The 19,566-nt window shown below is 43.2% G+C and carries 16 protein-coding genes, 2 tRNA genes and 1 pseudogene; 6 read left to right on the top strand and 13 right to left on the bottom strand.

The window, feature by feature from the left end; genetic code table 11:
- Positions 1-476: 476 nt before the first annotated feature.
- Both BACINT_RS20120 and BACINT_RS20115 read left to right on the top strand, forming a co-directional pair.
- Positions 477-878, top strand: a complete 402-nt coding sequence (locus BACINT_RS20120) for a hypothetical protein (RefSeq protein ID WP_007666593.1) — start codon at positions 477-479, stop codon at positions 876-878.
- Between the two features lie 2 nt (positions 879-880).
- Positions 881-1,714, top strand: coding sequence for a pepsin/retropepsin-like aspartic protease family protein (locus tag BACINT_RS20115; RefSeq protein ID WP_007666591.1), 834 nt, complete (start codon positions 881-883; stop codon positions 1,712-1,714).
- A gap of 86 nt (positions 1,715-1,800) precedes the next feature.
- On the opposite strand, the pseudogene BACINT_RS23935 reads toward BACINT_RS20115, so the two are convergent.
- The 5 genes and pseudogenes from BACINT_RS23935 to BACINT_RS20095 all read right to left on the bottom strand — a co-directional run.
- Positions 1,801-2,219: pseudogene (locus BACINT_RS23935) on the bottom strand (hypothetical protein); the annotation flags it as partial.
- A 128-nt stretch (positions 2,220-2,347) separates the two neighbouring features.
- Positions 2,348-2,420, bottom strand: a tRNA-Gly gene (locus tag BACINT_RS20110).
- 8 nt (positions 2,421-2,428) lie between these two features.
- Positions 2,429-2,511: transfer RNA gene (locus BACINT_RS20105), tRNA-Tyr, on the bottom strand.
- A 73-nt stretch (positions 2,512-2,584) separates the two neighbouring features.
- Complete coding sequence (ribH, locus tag BACINT_RS20100; RefSeq protein ID WP_007212654.1) at positions 2,585-3,079, bottom strand: 6,7-dimethyl-8-ribityllumazine synthase; 495 nt, start codon at positions 3,077-3,079, stop codon at positions 2,585-2,587.
- Between the two features lie 137 nt (positions 3,080-3,216).
- On the bottom strand, positions 3,217-3,900 hold the full coding sequence (locus BACINT_RS20095; RefSeq protein WP_007212655.1) for a tetratricopeptide repeat protein: 684 nt from the start codon (positions 3,898-3,900) through the stop codon (positions 3,217-3,219).
- 234 nt (positions 3,901-4,134) lie between these two features.
- Here BACINT_RS20095 and recF point away from each other — a divergent pair, with 234 nt between their 5' ends.
- Positions 4,135-5,247: a DNA replication/repair protein RecF gene (gene recF / locus BACINT_RS20090; RefSeq protein WP_007666589.1), complete on the top strand. Its 1,113-nt coding sequence runs from the start codon at positions 4,135-4,137 to the stop codon at positions 5,245-5,247.
- Complete coding sequence (locus BACINT_RS20085; RefSeq protein WP_007212658.1) at positions 5,244-5,534, top strand: DciA family protein; 291 nt, start codon at positions 5,244-5,246, stop codon at positions 5,532-5,534. Before recF ends, BACINT_RS20085 begins: the two co-directional genes overlap by 4 nt.
- A 3-nt stretch (positions 5,535-5,537) precedes the next feature.
- Here BACINT_RS20085 and BACINT_RS20080 read toward each other — a convergent pair whose 3' ends face one another.
- The 7 genes from BACINT_RS20080 to gap form a co-directional block, all read right to left on the bottom strand.
- A complete protein-coding gene (locus tag BACINT_RS20080) occupies positions 5,538-6,329 on the bottom strand; it encodes a histidinol-phosphatase (RefSeq protein ID WP_007666588.1) in 792 nt (263 codons plus the stop codon).
- The gene (locus BACINT_RS20075; protein ID WP_007215411.1) at positions 6,326-6,832 is read right to left on the bottom strand and encodes a 5-formyltetrahydrofolate cyclo-ligase; all 507 of its coding nucleotides are present in this window, start codon (positions 6,830-6,832) and stop codon (positions 6,326-6,328) included. The genes BACINT_RS20080 and BACINT_RS20075 overlap by 4 nt, the downstream gene beginning before the upstream one ends.
- Entirely contained in the window at positions 6,774-8,516 is a 1,743-nt protein-coding gene (locus BACINT_RS20070; RefSeq protein ID WP_044155131.1) for a S41 family peptidase, read from the bottom strand. The genes BACINT_RS20075 and BACINT_RS20070 overlap by 59 nt, the downstream gene beginning before the upstream one ends.
- 77 nt (positions 8,517-8,593) lie before the next feature.
- Complete coding sequence (locus BACINT_RS20065) at positions 8,594-9,064, bottom strand: dCMP deaminase family protein (RefSeq protein WP_007666583.1); 471 nt, start codon at positions 9,062-9,064, stop codon at positions 8,594-8,596.
- A gap of 4 nt (positions 9,065-9,068) precedes the next feature.
- A complete protein-coding gene (locus tag BACINT_RS20060; protein ID WP_007666582.1) occupies positions 9,069-9,590 on the bottom strand; it encodes a DUF4847 family protein in 522 nt (173 codons plus the stop codon).
- Positions 9,587-11,644 carry a M3 family metallopeptidase gene (locus tag BACINT_RS20055; protein ID WP_021968394.1) on the bottom strand — a complete coding sequence of 686 codons (2,058 nt, stop codon included), beginning with the start codon at positions 11,642-11,644 and terminating at the stop codon, positions 9,587-9,589. The genes BACINT_RS20060 and BACINT_RS20055 overlap by 4 nt, the downstream gene beginning before the upstream one ends.
- Positions 11,645-11,827: 183 nt before the next feature.
- Complete coding sequence (gene gap / locus BACINT_RS20050; protein WP_007666580.1) at positions 11,828-12,838, bottom strand: type I glyceraldehyde-3-phosphate dehydrogenase; 1,011 nt, start codon at positions 12,836-12,838, stop codon at positions 11,828-11,830.
- Positions 12,839-12,977: 139 nt separating this feature from the next.
- On the opposite strand from gap, the gene mscL reads away from it, so the two are divergent.
- Entirely contained in the window at positions 12,978-13,415 is a 438-nt protein-coding gene (gene mscL / locus BACINT_RS20045; protein ID WP_021968397.1) for a large-conductance mechanosensitive channel protein MscL, read from the top strand.
- A gap of 223 nt (positions 13,416-13,638) precedes the next feature.
- Positions 13,639-15,192, top strand: coding sequence for a glutamine-hydrolyzing GMP synthase (gene guaA / locus BACINT_RS20040; RefSeq protein ID WP_007666577.1), 1,554 nt, complete (start codon positions 13,639-13,641; stop codon positions 15,190-15,192).
- A gap of 57 nt (positions 15,193-15,249) precedes the next feature.
- Here guaA and BACINT_RS20035 read toward each other — a convergent pair whose 3' ends face one another.
- Positions 15,250-19,560: a hybrid sensor histidine kinase/response regulator transcription factor gene (locus BACINT_RS20035; protein ID WP_044155130.1), complete on the bottom strand. Its 4,311-nt coding sequence runs from the start codon at positions 19,558-19,560 to the stop codon at positions 15,250-15,252.
- Between the last annotated feature and the right edge of the window lie 6 nt (positions 19,561-19,566).

The following is a 19,566-nucleotide window of genomic DNA, read 5'->3' as shown; positions in this document are numbered from 1 at the left end:
AAACTGTTGAAGTGTGGCATTGGAGACAACGGAGTGTGGCATTACAGTTGTACAAGTGTGGGCTCACGCTTATATAAGTGTAAGCCCACGCTTATATAACTGTGAGCTATCGGAGCCTGCTGTGTTGAGGGAATAAAAAAACGGGGAAGCAGTTGCTTCTCCGTTCCTATATGCCGTGAAATGTAGTTTAATGCAAAGTTGAATAAAGATTATCTATAAAAGGATGATACAAAGATACGATATTGGGAAGGCGATGTCAAGTGTTTCGCTAATTATTTCCGATTTACATATTTGTTTTTTAGCTTTTTGCATTCTTCTCCTACCATTGCATATAACATCTACTCTTTGTTAGGACAGTTGGACTTAGATATGCTTCTATTGAAATCCCAAAACTTGGAACTTATAGATACACCTCTATTTTTCTGGTAAAAGGAACATCTATTTTTAGAATGTTGTATCTTTGCAAAAAAGGGTGTATGAAAGATGTACTTAAAATATCAATCTTACTAATTCTTGCACTTCGCAACGGGGGGGTATTTGCGCAGACGAATAAATCGTTTACATCAGATAAAGACACACTGGATATAGCTTTTGAAGAAGATACATTAGTAACAAGTACAATCCAAGATACTCTTGTTACTACACATACGGCCAAAGACTCAATAACTACAAAACAAGATGGAATTAATGTTGTAACTGACTCTACATTGTATTATCGGTTAATCTTACAATATCGAGACAGCGTGCGTCACGATTTCAAAAGAACATTCAATAAAGATGCCTTTAAATTTGAGCATGATTATTATCGAGAAAAATTCAAACAACCTTGGATTGGCGATATTTTAGGCGATATTTTAAAAAATATATTATCAAAATAATTATGAAGTTGTATTTTATATCCTTATGTTTTGCGTTTGTAGCCTGTATTACGGCTAAAGCACAGTCAAAACTTATCTTTAAAGATAAGTTTATGTATGCCGACGCACAAGTGTTTAATGAATCAAAAAAACACTCAATACCTTCTATGATTGATACAGGCTGCTCATTATGTATAATTGATTCTACTTTTGCTGTTGATTCATGTGAAATAAAAATAGATAAGCTGCAAACTATTTCTGTTAATCAAACTAAAGATAAGATTTCAAGTACCTTTATAGACTCAATATTCTTTTGTGGAAAAACATATCACAAGGTGTATTGCTTAGTCGCAAACCTTACAGGGATTTATCAAAAATATGCGCCCAAATTCATCATCGGGGCTGCTATCCTTAAATCAGGCGCTTGGAGATTTGATATGGAAAGAAATATTATCGAATCATATGATTTCAACAATAAAGCAAAAGGGATTATTTATAAATGGAAAAATCATTTAGACTATCCGGACGTGGCAATAGATTATATCATTTTAGATAGTAAAGTCAATGGAAAAAAAACACGATTTTCCTTTGATACAGGAAGCAAATACAATAAACTCCAACATGGTTTATATGTAGGAGAACCTGAACAAATTCAAAAGGAAACAGCTGACATAGGAAATAAATTATCTATTAAAACTGCTGAATTATGTAGAAATGTTACATTCAAGATAGGAAAGGACGAGTATACATTAGATTTTATAATAGGTGATCGCAATATTGGGCTCTTAAACATCGAATTCTTACAAGGTCATTCCTTTATACTTAATTATAAGAGGCAGATACTTGAATTGTTGTAAAAGAGGCTTGAATTATAATTTCAACCTTATTTGTGTATCAATAAAGTATAAATCCATAAAGTAATTGTTGGGGACTGTATCGAACACTTCATAATCTTCATTGCTTCTTCTGATAGCCCTATTTTTATTAACTTGCCTGTTTTCTGACGGATGTAATGTTCTTTCCTTCTATAATATTGGCTTTTGTTAGATTAGCTATATCTGTGAAGTTGATTCCACCACATAAATAACTGAACATGAATATGTCTTTATTCAGTTGAATATATTGTCGTTTACCAAGTTGAAGTTCAGTTTGCTTATCGAGGATTATCTTCTAAATATACTCTTTATTGGGGCAATTAGGCTTTGGCTTATTCCTCGTAAAGTCCCAATAGTGAGGCTTAATAGATATGCCTAAACTCTGATATTTACGCTTTCCACTTTTAGAAACTTGAAGCATTAATGGACTTTCACCATTAGATAATGTCTTTGACTTGTAGCAAACTATTGATACTGAGGCATTCATGCGATGTTTTTGGTTTACATCTTGGTTTACATGCACCCTCTGAAACCGCCTAAATTTGTAGTTTTGTGGACTATAAAAAAAGAGAAATCCTGATAGCTAATTATTTGACTATCAGGATTCTCTCTAAGAGCGGAAGACGGGGCTCAAACCCGCGACCCTCAGCTTGGAAGGCTAATGCTCTATCAACTGAGCTACTTCCGCAATTTTTGTGGGCAAAGATGGATTCGAACCACCGAAGTCGAAAGACAGCAGATTTACAGTCTGCCCCATTTGGCCACTCTGGTATTTGCCCTTTTGCACTTTGAAATCTATCTCAATTCTCTCATTGAGTAGCTTTGTTTCTCAATTGCGGTGCAAAGATACGACTATTTTTGTAAACTCCAAGCAAAATCGATCATTTTTATTGCAGTAATTGCACATTCGTCACCTTTGTTACCCAGTTTGCCACCGGCGCGGTCCTCGGCTTGCTCCATTGTATTGGTAGTAATTAATCCGTAAATAACTGGTACGTTGCCAGTTGCGTTCAGTTGAGCAATTCCGTTGGTGCTTCCCATACAAACATAGTCAAAATGTGGAGTATCTCCTCTAACTACGCAACCAATTGCAATAACTGCATCCACATTACTATATTCAATGAATTGGTTGGCTCCAAAAATTAATTCAAAGCTACCCGGAACAGTTTTCACCAAAATATTTTCGTCTCTGGCACCATGTTTTTTTAAAGTATTCATTGCGCCCTCTAAAAGTTTTCCGGTGATATTGAAATTCCACTCAGAAACAACAATGCCGAACTTCATTTCTTTAGCATCAGGAACAGAGTTGAAGTCGTAGTCTGAAAGGTTATGATAAGCTGTTGCCATAGTTATTCTAAAATTAATAATTAAAAATAAAAGGGGGATAAAAAAAGAAACGGATTACACGGATTTCACGGTTGTTTCTTTTTTATCCGTGTAAAATCTGTGTAACCCGTGTCTGATATACTATATAATAAGGTATATTACTTCTTCAGCAGTTTGGCTTGTTCGATGTACTTATCGATATCCATTGACTGGTAAGAACGGAAATATTTGTCCTTAATCTTGGTATATGCTTTGATAGCGTCGTCATACTTGCCTTGCTTAACGAGGATTTCTCCGGCTTGTTGCAGGTAGATAGGGCTGAGTGAATTGTTATCAGCTTCGTCAGCAGCGCTCAGCAACATAGAAGCAGCTTTGTCCAGCTGGCCTAATTGTGCGTAGCAGTTACCCATTGCACCTTTCATTGCAGGAGCTATCATCTGGTCTTTTCCGCTGAAGCTATCCAGTGCTTTTACAGCAGCTTCGTATTGTCCCAGGTGAGCGTAGCAGATACCCATATATGCTTTTGCCAGGTTGGCAGCTTTGGTTCCGCTGTATTCATCAGCAATTTTAGCGAAACCTGCGAATCCGATACTGTCGCCATTCAATGCCTGTTCGTAAAGGTCGGCCTCAAAGTATTCCTGTCCTTTGAACAATGCAGCCTGTGCCTTTTCTTCGCGCGGTTCAGCATAAAGGTTCTTGTACATTACTATACCGGCTACGATGATGATTACTGCTACTACAGCGCCGATAATTGCTTTTTTGTTTTTAATGAGAAATGCCTCCGATTGTGACAATGCTTCTTCCACATTCAGGGCTTCGTTAGCTTTCTTTTGTTCTGCCATTTTATATATTCTTTTTGTTATTATTCTTATTTAGCCATTTCGACCCGCAAAAGTAACTTTTTTATAGGTATCAACGAAATTTAGCGGCATCTTTTTTTCTTTTACACTTGAAAACCCGAAATTCTTCCTACTTTTTAATAAGCTAAGCTCCATCTCTTGCATTAAAAATAAGCAAGCTTATTTTGTACTGCATTCGGTTTGCATTATCTTTGTAACTGAATTTACTGCTGTAATATGATACTGAAACGTATATCCATACTTAATTATAAGAATCTGGAACAAGTTGAGCTCTCATTCTCACCCAAGTTGAACTGTTTTTTCGGACAGAACGGTATGGGGAAAACGAATTTGCTTGATGCCATTTATTTCCTTTCGTTTTGTAAGAGTTCGGGCAATCCCATTGACTCGCAAAACATCCGCCATGATCAGGAATTCTTTGTCATTCAAGGTTTCTATGAAGCTCTTGACGGTACACCGGAAGAGATTTATTGCGGTATGAAGCGCAGGCAAAAGAAACAATTCAAGCGGAATAAAAAGGAATATACCCGCTTGTCCGATCACATTGGATTCTTGCCTTTGGTCATGGTTTCTCCTGCCGACTCGGAATTGATTGCCGGAGGCAGTGACGAGCGTCGCCGCTTTATGGATGTCGTAATCTCGCAGTATGACAAAGAGTATTTGGAAGCTCTGATACGCTATAATAAAGCGTTGGCTCAACGAAATACGTTGTTGAAAAGTGAAGTGCCGGTAGAAGAAGAGTTGTTTCTCATTTGGGAAGAGATGATGGCACAGGCCGGTGAGATTGTTTTCCGCAAGCGGGAGGCTTTTATCAGTGAATTCATTCCTATTTTCCAGTCATTCTATTCTTTTATTTCACAAGATAAGGAGCAGGTAGGGCTGACTTATGATTCGCATGCCCGTGATGCATCCCTGTTAGATGTAATAAAAGCAAGTCGTGTGCGTGATCAGATTATGGGATACTCTCTGCATGGAATTCACAAAGATGAATTGAATATGCTTTTAGGTGATTTCCCTATCAAGCGGGAAGGTTCGCAGGGGCAGAACAAAACCTATCTTGTTGCCCTGAAATTGGCACAGTTTGATTTCCTGAAAAGGACCGGCACTGCAGTACCTTTGCTTCTGCTGGATGATATCTTCGATAAACTGGATGCTTCCCGCGTAGAGCAGATCATCAAGTTGGTAGCCGGTGATAACTTCGGGCAGATATTCATAACAGATACAAACCGGGAACATCTGGATCGCATTCTTCATAAGGTAGGCAGCGATTACAAAATGTTCCAGGTAGATCAAGGAGTCATAACAGAACGGGAGGAGGATGAAGCATGAAGCGTAACGATGCCGAACAAATAGGTAAACTGATACGTACTTTCCTTCGGCAGGAGAGTCTGGAGTCGCCACTCAATGAGCAGCGGCTCATCAACTCATGGGCAGAAATCCTTGGCCCCACTATTGCCTCTTATACCCGCGAACTCTATATCCGCAATCAGATTTTATATGTCCATCTGACTTCTGCCGCCCTGCGTCAGGAACTAATGATGGGACGTGACTTGCTGGTACGCAACCTGAACCGCCACGTAGGTGCGCAGGTAATCACGAATATCATATTTAGATAGTGATTAGTGGTTAGTAATTAGTGATAAACTATCCACTCTCTGTATCTTTAATGCTTTCAATTCTTCTATGGCACGATTGTAATATACAGGCGTTTCCAAGTCTTTATTGTTATGCGCATCTAACCCGATGATAGCAGTACAACCTTCATTGGCGGCAATGTGCCAGAAGTCCGGGCAGGGATAAGTCTGCAAGTCGTGCGCTTCATTATATGCCACATAACCGATATTATATTCCAGCGGAATATGGAAGCGTGCGGCTGTGCGGCAGATATGGCGGCTGATTAACTTACAATGACGGTCGAACTGAGGATATGAGCGCATGAATAAATCCGGGTGGGCCAGACAGCAGAATAAACCACTTTCCATTCCCTCGATGGCACTCTCTTCATAAAGTTCCAGCATATCGAGGTTCTCGGTATGATGCCCGAAGTAAGGGAACTTCTCATCGGTATGGTAATGGTGATTGCCGAACAGGATATAATCCAGTTGATACTCTTTGATTTTCTCTTTCAGCCAATGGATATAGGCGGGAAAATACTCGCATTCCAATCCGATTTTGATACTGATCTGATCCCGGTATTTCTCGCGGAGCGAGTGTAGGCTTTCTACGTATCCGGGTAATTCTTCGGGGAGCATACGCATGTCAGCCACATAATCGGTGTGATACTTCCACGGAGTGTGGTCTGAAAATCCCAGTTCCTGATAGCCGCCTTTGATGGCACTGAGCACGTAGTCTTCGTCGCTACCCGTAGCGTGCATGCAACGGGCAGTATGAGTGTGATAATTTGTTTTCATTGAATTGTTATAATCGTATCCATGCGGATGTCGAATGGCTCCGCAGGCACTTCTTCCACTAATTGAAAAGGAAAACAGATGCCGGCTTTGAAAGCCGTGAGGCGGGGGAGCAGTCGGTCATAATAACCTTTGCCTCTGCCCAGACGGTTACCTGCATTATCGAAAGCTACGCCGGGAACGGCAACAAAGTCGATAGCTGCATAGTCGGTGAAGAGTTCTCCGGTAGGTTCTTCAATACCATAACTTCCTGTTGCCAGGTCTTCGGGACCGGTATAGACACGCAATTCCAGATCGTCACCTACGACAACCGGAAGCAATATCCGCTTTTCACGGCTCCACTTCCGGACAAATTCATGCGTATCGACCTCGTCCTTCAGTGAATAATAGAGCAGGACGATATGTGCCGCCCTGAAAGCCGGGTGGGCTTCCAGGGCGGCAAGAATTTCAGCAGACTGGGATTGATGCGTAGTGGTAAGCCCGTGCCGGGTCTTTAACAATGCCATACGCTTCCGCAGTTCTTTTTTTCTTTCCTTCATCTTTCGTTTCTTCTTTCACAACATCTTCCGGAGCTTTGGGAAATGCTTCGCCGTTCTCCAAAATTTCCAATGCCTTTTGTACGGTAGGATCGCCCTGATTGATATACCTTATATAAGGCTCCCTGCCTAATATATTATAGATAATGTTTCCATAAAGGTTTCTTTCCATCAGCTTGTAGGACTTGTGGATAAGGATATTGCGTCTCTTCACTCCCTTGCTGTCTGCAAAACGGATAAACTGTTCTACGATACCTTGCTGACGAAGATATTTCAGCATGTCTTCTTCATTTTCGAACTCATTCAGTTTAGCCCGGTTGCGGTCGGAATACTGGAAGCTGAACTGTAAAGTCAGTCCTTTATTGAGCACTTCAATCAGATAAGAAGAGGTTCCTGTGGTATCCTGCGGTACGAATACGTCCGGCATAATACCACCACCACCGTAAACGGGACGTCCTAGACGGGTGGAGTAGCGTAAATTCTCGTCCAGCTTGATGCTATCCTTAGAGAAGAATTCACCATGCTCGTAGCGGGTCAGCCAATCCATTTCGTACTTGGCGTCCTTACCATTTTTATACGGACGTTGTATGCAACGACCGGATGGAGTATAGTAGCGGGCAATTGTCAGGCGGATAGCAGAGCCATCGCTGAAGTCAATCGGTTGTTGTACCAATCCTTTTCCGAAGGAACGGCGTCCTACGATTGTACCACGGTCATTATCCTGAATAGCTCCTGCAAAGATCTCACTGGCGGATGCCGAACTTTCATTGGTCAGCACAACCAAAGGCATTTTCTGGCAACTGCCTGTTCCGTTGGCATAATCTTCCATACGGGGATATTTACGTCCTTGGGCATAGACAATAAGTTGTCCTTCCGGTAGGAATTCATTTACCATACGCACGGCAGCCTCCATATAACCACCGGTGTTGTCGCGCAAGTCAATAATAATTCCCTTACAATTCTGATGACTGAGTTGAGCAATAGCATTCAGCAGTTCTACATGAGTAGTACGTCCGAACTTACTGATTTGAATATATCCATAATCATTGCTGAGCATATAAGCTGCATCAATTGTATTCTGTGGAATATCACCGCGGGTGATGACGAAGTCCAGCAAATCTTTTTCTGTAGCACGTTTGACGCTTAGTTTCACTTTGGTTCCTTTCGGGCCTTTCAAAGTGCGCATGGCTTTCTCATTGGTCAGTTTTATTCCGGCGAACAAGCTGTCGTCTACCATAACGATGCGGTCGCCTGCCATCAGTCCTACTTTCTCGGACGGACCGCCTTGAATGACACTGTTCACATGAATAGTATCATCCTGAATGGTGAATTGAATACCGATACCGCTGAAACTGCCTTCCAACTCTGAATTAACTTCCTCCAGATTCTGGGCAGGAATGTAAGTAGAGTGGGGGTCTAACTCAGCCAATATCTGTGGCATTGCTTTTTCCACAAGGTCCGTCATGTTGACGGTGTCTACATACTGGTCTTCAACAACCCGTAACAAAGCATTCAGCTTGTTGGATGAGCCATTAATAATGCCCAGCGTATTTCCGGCGAAATGCCTGGCATAAAATGTTCCGATCAGAATTCCCATTACCACGCTGATTGCAATGACGAGCGGAGTAAAGCGGGAAGAGTTTTTTGTACTCATATCTTTTAGTTGTTAGCTACGAGCTACAAGCTACGGGTAGTGGCTGTATGCTTCGCAGATTTTAGTTTATTGTTTGTTTAAGGTTCTTGTTCACTGCTTGTAGCTTGTATCTTGTAGCCTGTAGCTACATATACTACCTCGATACCTGCACGCTTCAAAAGTTCGATACCGTCTTCCAAACGGTATTTCTCGGAGTAAACCACTCGTTTGATACCTGCCTGGATAATCAGTTTTGAACATTCGATGCATGGCGAAGCGGTGACATACATAGTAGCACCGTCGCTGCTATTGTTAGAACGTGCTATCTTCGTGATTGCATTCGCCTCGGCATGCAACACGTAAGGTTTGGTAACGTTATTATCGTCTTCACATACATTTTCAAAACCGGCAGGCGTTCCGTTATACCCGTCAGAAATGATCATTTTATCTTTGACGATGAGTGCACCTACCTGGCGGCGTTTACAATATGAATTTTCCGCCCAGATACTTGCCATACGTATATAACGCTTGTCCAGCGCTTCTTGTTTTTCTTTAGCAGAACCTTCCATAGTTTTAATTACCTGAGTTACGTTGTGGCGCGAAAGAGATGAACTTTACAGTCTGTCCCTCTTTGTAATAAATATATAGATTCTTATTATCTCCTCCATATTTGAATGCACTCTTTAGTCCGTCCATAAAGGCTTTACCTAAATACTTATCTGTGTCAGTGCCACCTCCGCTTTTTATGGTAATCTTCAATTCACGGTTGTCTCCATTCGCATTCCAGTCTCCATTGACGGAAGCGCTGGTGGCTTTTCCGGTGAAAGTTCCGCCCGCTGTACCGTTTACCTCAGCACCTTCAAACACTAAAGTGTAATTATCTCCTGCAATGGTCTTAAAACTCTTTTCTCTTGCATCCTGGTCTCCTTGCCAGAAGTCGTACATCTTGTTTTGTCCTTCCACTGCAATGTAAGTCATGTACCAGGTCTTTCCGGTGAAGATGTCAATGACATCGTCTTCCTGCTCACAAGCGCTCAATACGGGTACGAAGAGAGCAACTAACAGTAGCTGTATATAGGTCTTCATCTTTTTCATTTCTTTATTCCATTTCTTATTAATAATGCATCAATAGTTGGTTCTTGTCCGCGAAAGCGTTTGTATAGTGTCATCGGATGTTCTGTTCCTCCTTTGGAAAGAATGTTTTCCCGGAAGGAAGCGGCTACTTCCGGATTGAAGATTCCTTTTTGTTTAAACAGTGAGAAAGCATCTGCATCCAGAACTTCCGCCCATTTATAGCTGTAATACCCGGCAGAATAACCTCCGGCAAAGATATGCGAGAACTGTGTACTCATACAGGCGTCTTCTACTACAGGAAGAATCTGTGCTTTCTTCCATGCCTCTTTTTCGTAAACCTTCACGTCACCATCAAATGGGGCAGTACGGGTGTACCATGCCATATCCAGTAATCCAAAGCTAACCTGACGCAGGCAGGCATAAGCGGCATCGAAATTAGAAGAATCTACAATGCGCTGTACCAGTTCGTCCGGGATGAGTTCTCCAGTCTGATAATGTCTGGCAAATGTGTGAAGGAACTCTTTTTCAATAGCGAAGTTCTCCATGAATTGAGAGGGAAGTTCCACAAAGTCCCAATATACATTTGTACCGCTCAGGTTTTCATAAGTGGAATTCGCGAACATGCCATGCAGGCTATGCCCGAACTCATGCAGGAATGTCTCCAGTTCACCAAATGTCAGTAAGGCGGGTTTGTCTTTTGTCGGCTTGGTGAAGTTCATCACAATAGATATGTGCGGACGACTGTTTTCACCGGTTGCCTCGTCAATCCATTGTTCTTTATAAGAAGTCATCCATGCGCCTGCACGTTTACCGTCTCTGGGATGGAAGTCCGTATAGAGTACGGATAGGAATTTACCGTCTTTGTCAAATACCTCGTATGCATCCACATCCTTATGATATACCGGAATATCACTGTTTTTCTTGAACGTAATGCCATACAAGCGGGTAGCCAGACCGAATACCCCTTCTTTTACCTTGCTCAGTTCAAAATAGGGACGGAGCATTTCATCATCTATCTGGAATTTCTGGTCTTTCAGTTTATGGGAATAATAAGACCAGTCCCAAGGCATCACCGTGAAGTCACTGCCTTCCAGTTGGCGTGCCAAAGCCTCTACCTCTGCATATTCTTGCTTGGCGGTGGGAGTATAGGCATCCAGTAGCTGATCCAGCAGTTTATATACATTGCCGCTGTTTTCTGCCATTCGCTCTTGCAGGTTATATTCAGCAAAACTGTTGTATCCCAAAAGTTGCGCAATAGCCAGGCGGGTATTAACGAGCTTCTTTACAATCTCCAGATTGTTGGTTTCATTGTCATGGGTACATTTGGTATTATATGCCATATAAAGCTTACAGCGCAAATCGCGGTTGCTGGCATACGTCATAAACGGGCTATAACTGGGTGCTTGTAAAGTGAATACCCATCCTTCCACACCTTTTTCTTTGGCAGTTTCTGCGGCTGCATCAATGGCGCTTTGCGGCAAGCCGGCAAGTTGTGCAGGGTCTGTCAGTACCAGTTTATAGTCGTTGGTTTCTTTCAGGTTGTTTTCTCCGAATTGCAGGGTTAGCAAGCTGAGTTCTTTGCTCAGAGCACGATATTGCTCTTTGGCTTCTCCTTCGAGGTTGGCTCCACTGCGAACAAAACTATTATATACCTTCTCCAGTAGCTTGTTTTGCTCGGGAGTAAGATTAGCCTGGTCTTTCTGGTCATACACTGCCTTAATGCGTGCAAATAACTTCTCATTCAGAGTGATGTTATTGCCATGTTCGCTCAGCAATGGCATGATAGATTTTGCCAGTTCCTGCATGTCATCGTTGGTTTCTGCACTCAGTAGATTGCCGAATACAGTGCTGACCTGGTTCAACAGTTCGCCGGACTTCTCGTAAGCAGCTACTGTGTTGGCGAATGTAGCCGCTTCCGGATTATTGGTGATCGCATCAATCTCCGCATTGTGACGATTGATACCTTCACGAATGGCGGGTTCATAATGTTCGGTCTTTATCTTTTCAAACGGGATGGTACCGTGAGGCGTAGAATACTTTTCAAAAAAAGGGTTTTGAGCCTGTATTATATTCATAAAGCAGAGTAATGTTAGCGTTAGTTTTAATTTTATCATACTTACTTAGGTTCGGTAAAAATAATCTAACTGCAAAAGTGCAAAAAAAATAGCTGATTTAATGAATAACCCGTTGTATTTTAACAAAAAACAGGCAACCTCGTAGAGATTGCCTGTTTTAAATATTATTTTGTACTCTGCTTATTAGTTGTTAACTGAAGCCATGTGAGCGATCAGGTCAAGAACCTTGTTAGAGTAACCGATTTCGTTGTCATACCAAGATACAACTTTTACGAAAGTATCAGTCAAAGCGATACCAGCTTTTGCATCGAAGATAGAAGTACGAGCGTCACCCAAGAAGTCAGAAGAAACTACTGCATCTTCAGTGTAACCCAGGATACCCTTCAATTCGCCTTCTGAAGCTTCTTTCATAGCAGCACAGATTTCAGCGTAAGTAGCCGGTTTAGCCAAGTTAACTGTCAAGTCAACTACAGATACGTCCAAAGTCGGAACACGCATAGACATACCAGTCAATTTGCCGTTCAAAGCAGGGATTACTTTACCTACAGCCTTAGCAGCACCAGTAGAAGACGGGATGATGTTGCCAGAAGCAGCACGACCACCTCTCCAGTCTTTCATAGAAGGACCGTCAACTGTCTTCTGAGTAGCAGTTGTAGAGTGAACTGTAGTCATCAAACCATCCAAGATACCGAACTTGTCGTTCAATACTTTAGCGATAGGAGCCAAACAGTTAGTAGTACAAGAAGCGTTAGATACGAATTGAGTACCTTTCACGTATGTTTTTTCGTTTACACCGCAAACGAACATCGGGGTGTCATCTTTAGAAGGAGCAGACATTACTACATATTTTGCACCAGCTTCGATGTGAGCTTGAGCTTTGTCTTTGCTCAGGAACAAACCAGTAGATTCAACTACGTATTCTGCACCTACAGCATCCCATTTCAAGTCAGCCGGGTTTCTTTCTGCAGTGATGCGGATAGCCTGGCCATTAACGATCAATTTGCTGTTTTCAACATCTGCTTCGATTGTTCCGTCGAACTGACCGTGCATAGTGTCATACTTCAGCATGTAAGCCAAGTAGTCAACCGGGCAAAGGTCGTTAATACCAACGATTTGGATATCGTTTCTTTTCATTGCAGCGCGGAATACGAAACGTCCGATACGTCCGAATCCATTAATACCTACTTTAATCATTTTGTTTAAACTTTTAAGGGTTTTATAATATTTGTTCAAATATCTCTCTTCTCTTGCGCATTTATTTCTGAAATGCGGTGCAAAAGTAAGAAAATGTTTTTATATTCGCACTTAATTTTATAATTAAATAATGGAAGTGATGGGAAAAAGTTCATTTTTACAAGATTTTAAATCATTTGCCATGAAAGGCAATGTGATAGACATGGCTGTCGGTGTAATCATTGGTGGCGCGTTTGGTAAAATTGTATCCTCTGTTGTGGCAGATATTATTATGCCGCCTCTCGGCCTGTTGGTGGGAGGTGTGAACTTTACGGATCTGAAGTGGGTGATGAAACCTGCCGAAGTTGTGGACGGTAAAGAGATTGCCGCCGTAACCTTGAATTATGGAAATTTCCTGCAAGTGACGTTTGACTTTCTTATTATCGCTTTTTCTATTTTCCTGTTCATCAAATTGCTGACCAGGCTGACGGCTAAGAAGGAAGAAGAAGCTCCTGCAGCGCCTCCTGCTCCTCCTGTACCCAGCAAAGAAGAGGTCTTGCTGACGGAAATCAGGGATATCTTGAAAGAAAAAAAATAGAAAGAATAATCTGTCACATACCAGCTCCGTGTCTGGTCCATACCAACTCCCTACCAAGTCCAAGTGTATAGGTACGGAGTTGGTACGGACTTGATGTGGAGTTGCTTGGCTATCAAATTCATTAATTATGTTATGAAATATAGATTTTCTGGCTATTATTCCCGTTATTTTCTTACTTTTTTCTACTTTTGCAAATCATTTTAATTAAATCCATACAGATTATATGCAAGAAAAGATTGTCATTCTTGATTTTGGTTCACAGACTACACAGCTTATAGCCCGTCGTGTCCGTGAATTGAATACATATTGCGAAATTTTACCTTACAATAAGTTCCCAAAGGGGGATGAAAGTGTAAAGGGGGTTATTCTTTCGGGCAGCCCGTTCTCTGTATACGATGAAAGTGCGTTTAAAACAGATTTGAGTGAAATTCGTGGGAAATATCCTGTTCTGGGGATCTGTTACGGTGCGCAATTTATCGCTTATACCAATGGAGGCAAGGTGGAACCTGCCGGAAGTCGTGAATACGGACGTGCACATTTGAGCTCTTTTGACAAGGACAATGTGCTGTTCAAGGACGTGAAGGAAAATACACAGGTGTGGATGAGTCACGGAGACACAATTACGGTTATCCCTTCCAATTTCAAAAAAATAGCTTCGACGGATAAGGTGGCGATTGCTGCTTATCAGATAGAGAACGAAAAGGTGTGGGGCGTACAGTTCCATCCGGAAGTATTTCATAGCGAAGATGGCACGCAGATGCTGAAGAATTTCGTGGTGGATGTTTGCGGTTGCAAACAGGACTGGAGTGCTGCTTCCTTTATTGAAACGACGGTTGCCGAATTGAAGGAGCAGTTGGGGGACGATAAAGTGGTTCTTGGTTTGAGCGGTGGTGTGGATTCTTCCGTAGCTGCTGTATTGCTGAATCGTGCTATCGGCAAGAATCTGACTTGTATCTTTGTAGATCACGGCATGCTGCGTAAGAACGAGTTCAAGAATGTACTGCACGATTATGAATGTCTCGGTCTGAATGTTATCGGTGTGGATGCCAGTGCTAAGTTCTTTGCAGAACTGGCAGGTGTAACGGAGCCTGAGGAAAAGCGTAAGATCATAGGCAAGGGATTTATTGAAGTGTTCGATGAAGAGGCCCATAAGATTAAAGATGTGAAATGGCTGGCACAGGGTACGATCTATCCTGACTGCATCGAATCTCTTTCTATTACCGGTACGGTTATTAAGAGTCATCATAATGTAGGTGGTTTGCCTGAAAAGATGCACCTGAAACTTTGTGAGCCGCTTCGCTTGTTGTTTAAAGATGAGGTTCGCCGTGTAGGTCGCGGATTGGGTATGCCTGAACATCTGATTACTCGTCATCCTTTCCCCGGACCGGGTTTAGCTGTGCGCATCTTAGGTGATATTACTCCGGAAAAAGTAGCTATTTTGCAAAATGCGGATGATATCTTTATTCAGGGCTTGCGTGACTGGAAAGTGAAAGATGCTGATGGTAGCGAAACTTCTCTTTATCATCTGGTTTGGCAGGCAGGCGTTATCCTACTCTCCGTGCAATCAGTAGGTGTGATGGGAGATGAACGTACGTATGAACGTGCTATTGCGCTGCGCGCTGTGACTTCTACGGATGCTATGACGGCAGATTGGGCACATTTGCCTTACGAATTCCTGGGTAAGGTTTCCAATGATATTATTAATAAGGTGAAAGGGGTGAACCGGGTAACCTATGATATTTCGTCAAAACCGCCTGCAACGATAGAATGGGAGTGATCGATATATAAAAATCCCCGGGATATTTAATGTTCCGGGGATTTTTGTGTTATGTTATCATTCAGGAATATCTTCTTCTTTGTCATCAACCTCTTTTTCTTCCGGGGCATTCTTACCACGTAAATATACGGATGGAGATACACCGAACTGTTTCTTGAAGCATTTGCTGAAATAGAATGGGTCTTCGATACCTATCTTATAAGATACCTCTGCCACTGTATAACGATTTTCAAGTAAAAGTTCAGCAGCTTTTTTCATGCGGATGATGCGCATGTACTCATTGGGGGAATAACCGGTTATTCCACGCACTTTGCGATAGAAGGTGGAACGTCCCAGCCCCATCACTGAAGCAAGGTCATCTACGGCGAATTCACTGTTACTAATCTGTTCTTCCAGAATAGCCTGAAGCTTATCGGCAAATTGTTTATCTTTCTCTGACGTACAGATAGCAGGCGTAATCATTCCCGGATCATCCGAGAATTTCTTCCGCAACTTTTCACGTTGCTTTATCAACTGGAATGCTCTTGCCAGTAATAGCTTGGGACTAAACGGCTTGGTGATGTATGCATCCGCTCCACTTTCCACGCCTTTCAGGTGATTTTCTGCCGAACTCATGGCTGTCAATAAAATGATGGGGATGTGGCTAGTATCGAAATCATTTTTAAGCTTCTGGGTAACTTCGAAACCTGTGAGGCCTGGCATCAGTACATCGCAGATGATGAGATCGGCATCGTATGTACGTGCACGTTCCAGACCAGAAAGACCGTCTGCTTCAGTAACAACTTCAAAATAAAGTTTGAATTCTTCTTTCAAGAATTCGCGTACGTCGTTGTCATCCTCTATGATGAGCAATTTGTACTGGTTCGAAGGTTCTTTTTCCTTTGTTACATTTACTTCCAGGGTGCTTTCTTCTTCGTTGTTTTCCGGTTTATATGCTTTCTCTTCGAGGAAGGCGTCGTGAGGAATGAGAAAGTCTTTTTCTTCGTATGCACTGGTGTCGATGGGGAGGGAGACTGTGAAGATGGAGCCTCCTCCTTGGTTCTCATCATAATTGATAGTCCCTTTATGGACATTTACCAGTTCGTGTGTCAGATGTAGTCCTATCCCTGTACTATTGCTTGAAAAGTTACTTTGCATGAAGCGTTTGAACAATTCTCCCCGTTTTTCTTTGGCAATACCGATTCCTGTGTCAGCTACAGAGATTTCCAAGCATTTCCTGTCCTCATCGACGATAGCTGAAAGGATGACTTTGCCGTTGCTCGGGGTGTACTTGAAAGCATTGGACAGGAGATTGTAGACAACTTTGTCCAGATTCCCTTTGTCGATGAACATCTTGTAGGAAGCCGCTGAAGGCTGAAAGCGGAAATCCATATTCTTGGATGTCGCAGTATCCTTGAAGCTCAGGAATATTTCATGAAGAAAGCCCATGACATCTGTTTCTTCCAAGGAGAGAGCAAGCTTGTTGTTCTGCATCTTCCGGAACTCCAACAGTTGGTTGATGAGACGGAGCATACGTTGGGTGCTCTTGTTCATCACTTTCAATGAATTGACCATTTCCTTGGGGATTTTGTCTATGCTCTGTATCTTTTCCAATGCTCCTTGAATTAGGGTTAAGGGAGTACGGAATTCGTGTGAGATGTTTGTAAAGAATACGAGCTTGTATTCCGTCAATTGTTTCTCTACTTGTATTTTGTTGCGCAAGAGGTTGAAATTACGTATCAGCCTGTAGGTGACGTACAATATGACTGTCAGCAAGAGGGCATAGATAAGGAATGCCCAAGTGGTTTTCCAAAAGGGAGGAGTGATGGTAATCTTCAGAATAGCTTCCTGATCGCCCAAAATACCGGTGGCATTACAGATTTTTACGTGCAGACTGTACTTGCCCGGTGGTAGATTTTTATAGGATGCAAAGCTGAGTGGAGAGGGTTTGCTCCATTCTTTATCATAGTTCTCCAACCGATAGGTGTAGGTGTAGCTGTTGGTTTTTGAGTAATCGAATGTGGTGAAGTCTATTACAAATGATCTCTGAAAGTGCTTCAGTTCTATTTCGTCTGTGTACATCATAGCGCTGGAGAGGGGGGAGTCGGGGGCACCCGGGCGCATGGATATTCCGTTCACCTGAAGGTTGGTGAAGGTGATTGAGGAATTGAGTACAGAATTGTTTCCCATTTGTTCGGGGTTGATGACCAACAAACCGTAGTTGGTACCGAACAGTAGACTGCCGTTTTTACTGACGCACGAGCTATTGTCGCTGTAGACGTTACCCAATGTGTAGGCCGAGAAGAAGTAATTATCAAAAGCTTGCGTTTCGGGATTGAAGCGGGAGATACCGTATTCGGTGGCAATCCATAGGTTGCCTTGCTTATCTTCAGCGATGGCTTGAACCATATCGTTGACGAGGCCGTTACTGGTGCCGTAATGTTTGAAGGTAAGGTTGTGATAATCGGTGCCGGGGATGCACATACTAAGGCCGCCACCGGAGGAACCAATCCATATCCGGTTCTGTGTGTCTTGGTAGATGCACTTAATTTCGTTACTGCGCAGTTTTCCGTTGTTGTAATTATAGGTCAGGTAGTTTTGCGGGTCAGCTTGCAGGGAATCGGGGGAGAAGACGTAGACTCCGTCACTATTTCCTACCCATATCCAACCGTTCGAATCTTCGATGATGGCGCGCGTGCGGCGTTGTCCGAAAGTTTTGGTGAAAAAGTGGCGGAAGGTGTATCTGTTGTTCTCTTTGATGGCAAGGTCCAATCCGCCGCCGAAGGTGCCTATCCACATGCGACCTTTGCGGTCACAGTAGAGGGTAAAGATATGGTTGTTACTAATGGAATGGGCATCGTTGGAGTGGTTGACATACCATTTTCCGCCAATGCAGAGACCTTCGCCACGGCTACCCATCCACAGGGTGCCGTCAAGGTCTTCGGCCATGGCATAGATGTTGGAGTTGTAATGAACTTCTTTTTTCTGTGTATTGATCAGCGGGTCGTAGGTATAGACACCACCACCACGGGTACCGATACAGATGTCATCGTTCTTGAGGCGGGTAATCATGCGGACGGTATTGGAGCGGTCAGACAGAGAGATGGCTTCAGGGTAAATGCGTTTGATGCCTTCGTTCAGGATAGTAAGACGGGCAATACCGGCGTATTCAGAACTGACCCAGATAGCACCGGAACTGTCTTCCATGATGTATTGCAGATAGTTGGAGCTGATGTGGCTGAAGCCGTCAATCTGGAAGTCGAAGTGCTGGAGCTCTTCTGTGATAGTGTTGTAGGCGAAGAGCCCGTTGCCGTAGGTGGAGATCCAGATAATGCCCCGGGAGTCGTGTACAATGTGGTAGCGTTCCATGTCCACATAGTTCAATTTATCGGGAGGGGAGAGACGGAAGGTTTTAACAGCATGGGTGGTGGCGTTGACATACCATACCTGGCCGGTGTTGTTGTAGATCCAGAAGTCCCCCCGATTATCCGTCAGCACATTGCCGTTACGGATGTCGAGATTCGGATGTCGGCTGATGCGTTGAGTTTTCATGTCGAATAGATAGCCGCCGGTGTTGGTGAAGATGACCCACTCGTTTTGCAGGCGGAGTGTGCCATACAGAGTGATGCCGCCTTCGCCACGTGGCAGGCTGGCGGAGGTTGCGGTGGGTGCACTACCGCTTTTACGGTTGATGATGCCATCGGTAGAGAGAAAAAAGATATCTTTTTCGAAGCTCTGTGCGGCGAAGGCATTGTTGTTGTCGACAATGACAGTCTGTGCACTGCTGACGAGGGCTACGCCGTGGTCAGTACCTATCCAGATGTTGCCGTGTGGGTCGGGATAGACATAGGCCACGCTGTCCGAAGGTAGGTTTCCGTTGGATTTCTTGTAAGCAACGGATGAAAAATCACCATTGTGGTAGGTGATGAGTCGGCAGCCGTTGCGACTGTTCCACAACCATATATCTCCATTGGGAGCTTCGGCTTTACGATCGTAGTGCTGGCGGTATTCGCCGCGGCCGGTGAAGTCGACGAAACGTTCTGTCTTCAGGTCGTAACAGTTGAAGAATTCACCGGAGGTTTCAAGCCACAGGAAGCCGTTACGGTCTTCGCTGATGGAACGGACGTGGTTAGAGGAGAGGGAGAGGCGTCCGGATTGAGTATCGCCTTCGGGCAGGAGGGTGACGAAGGTATTGCCGTCGTAGCGGCTGAGTCCGTTCAGGGTTCCCATCCATATAAACCCTTTGCTGTCCTGGAATACATAGCAGACGGAATTATTGGCAAGCCCGTCGGTAGTGGTCATATGGGTAGAACGTACTTCTACAGAGGCTGAGGTGTTAAGAATGGAGAGCAATAAGTACAGGCACGCAAGCATTAAGTGCTTTTTCATATTTCA

Source organism: Bacteroides intestinalis DSM 17393 (assembly GCF_000172175.1).
Classification (GTDB): domain Bacteria; phylum Bacteroidota; class Bacteroidia; order Bacteroidales; family Bacteroidaceae; genus Bacteroides; species Bacteroides intestinalis.
Note: the sequence above shows the minus strand (reverse complement) of the source record. Positions and strands in the feature narration are given on the sequence as shown.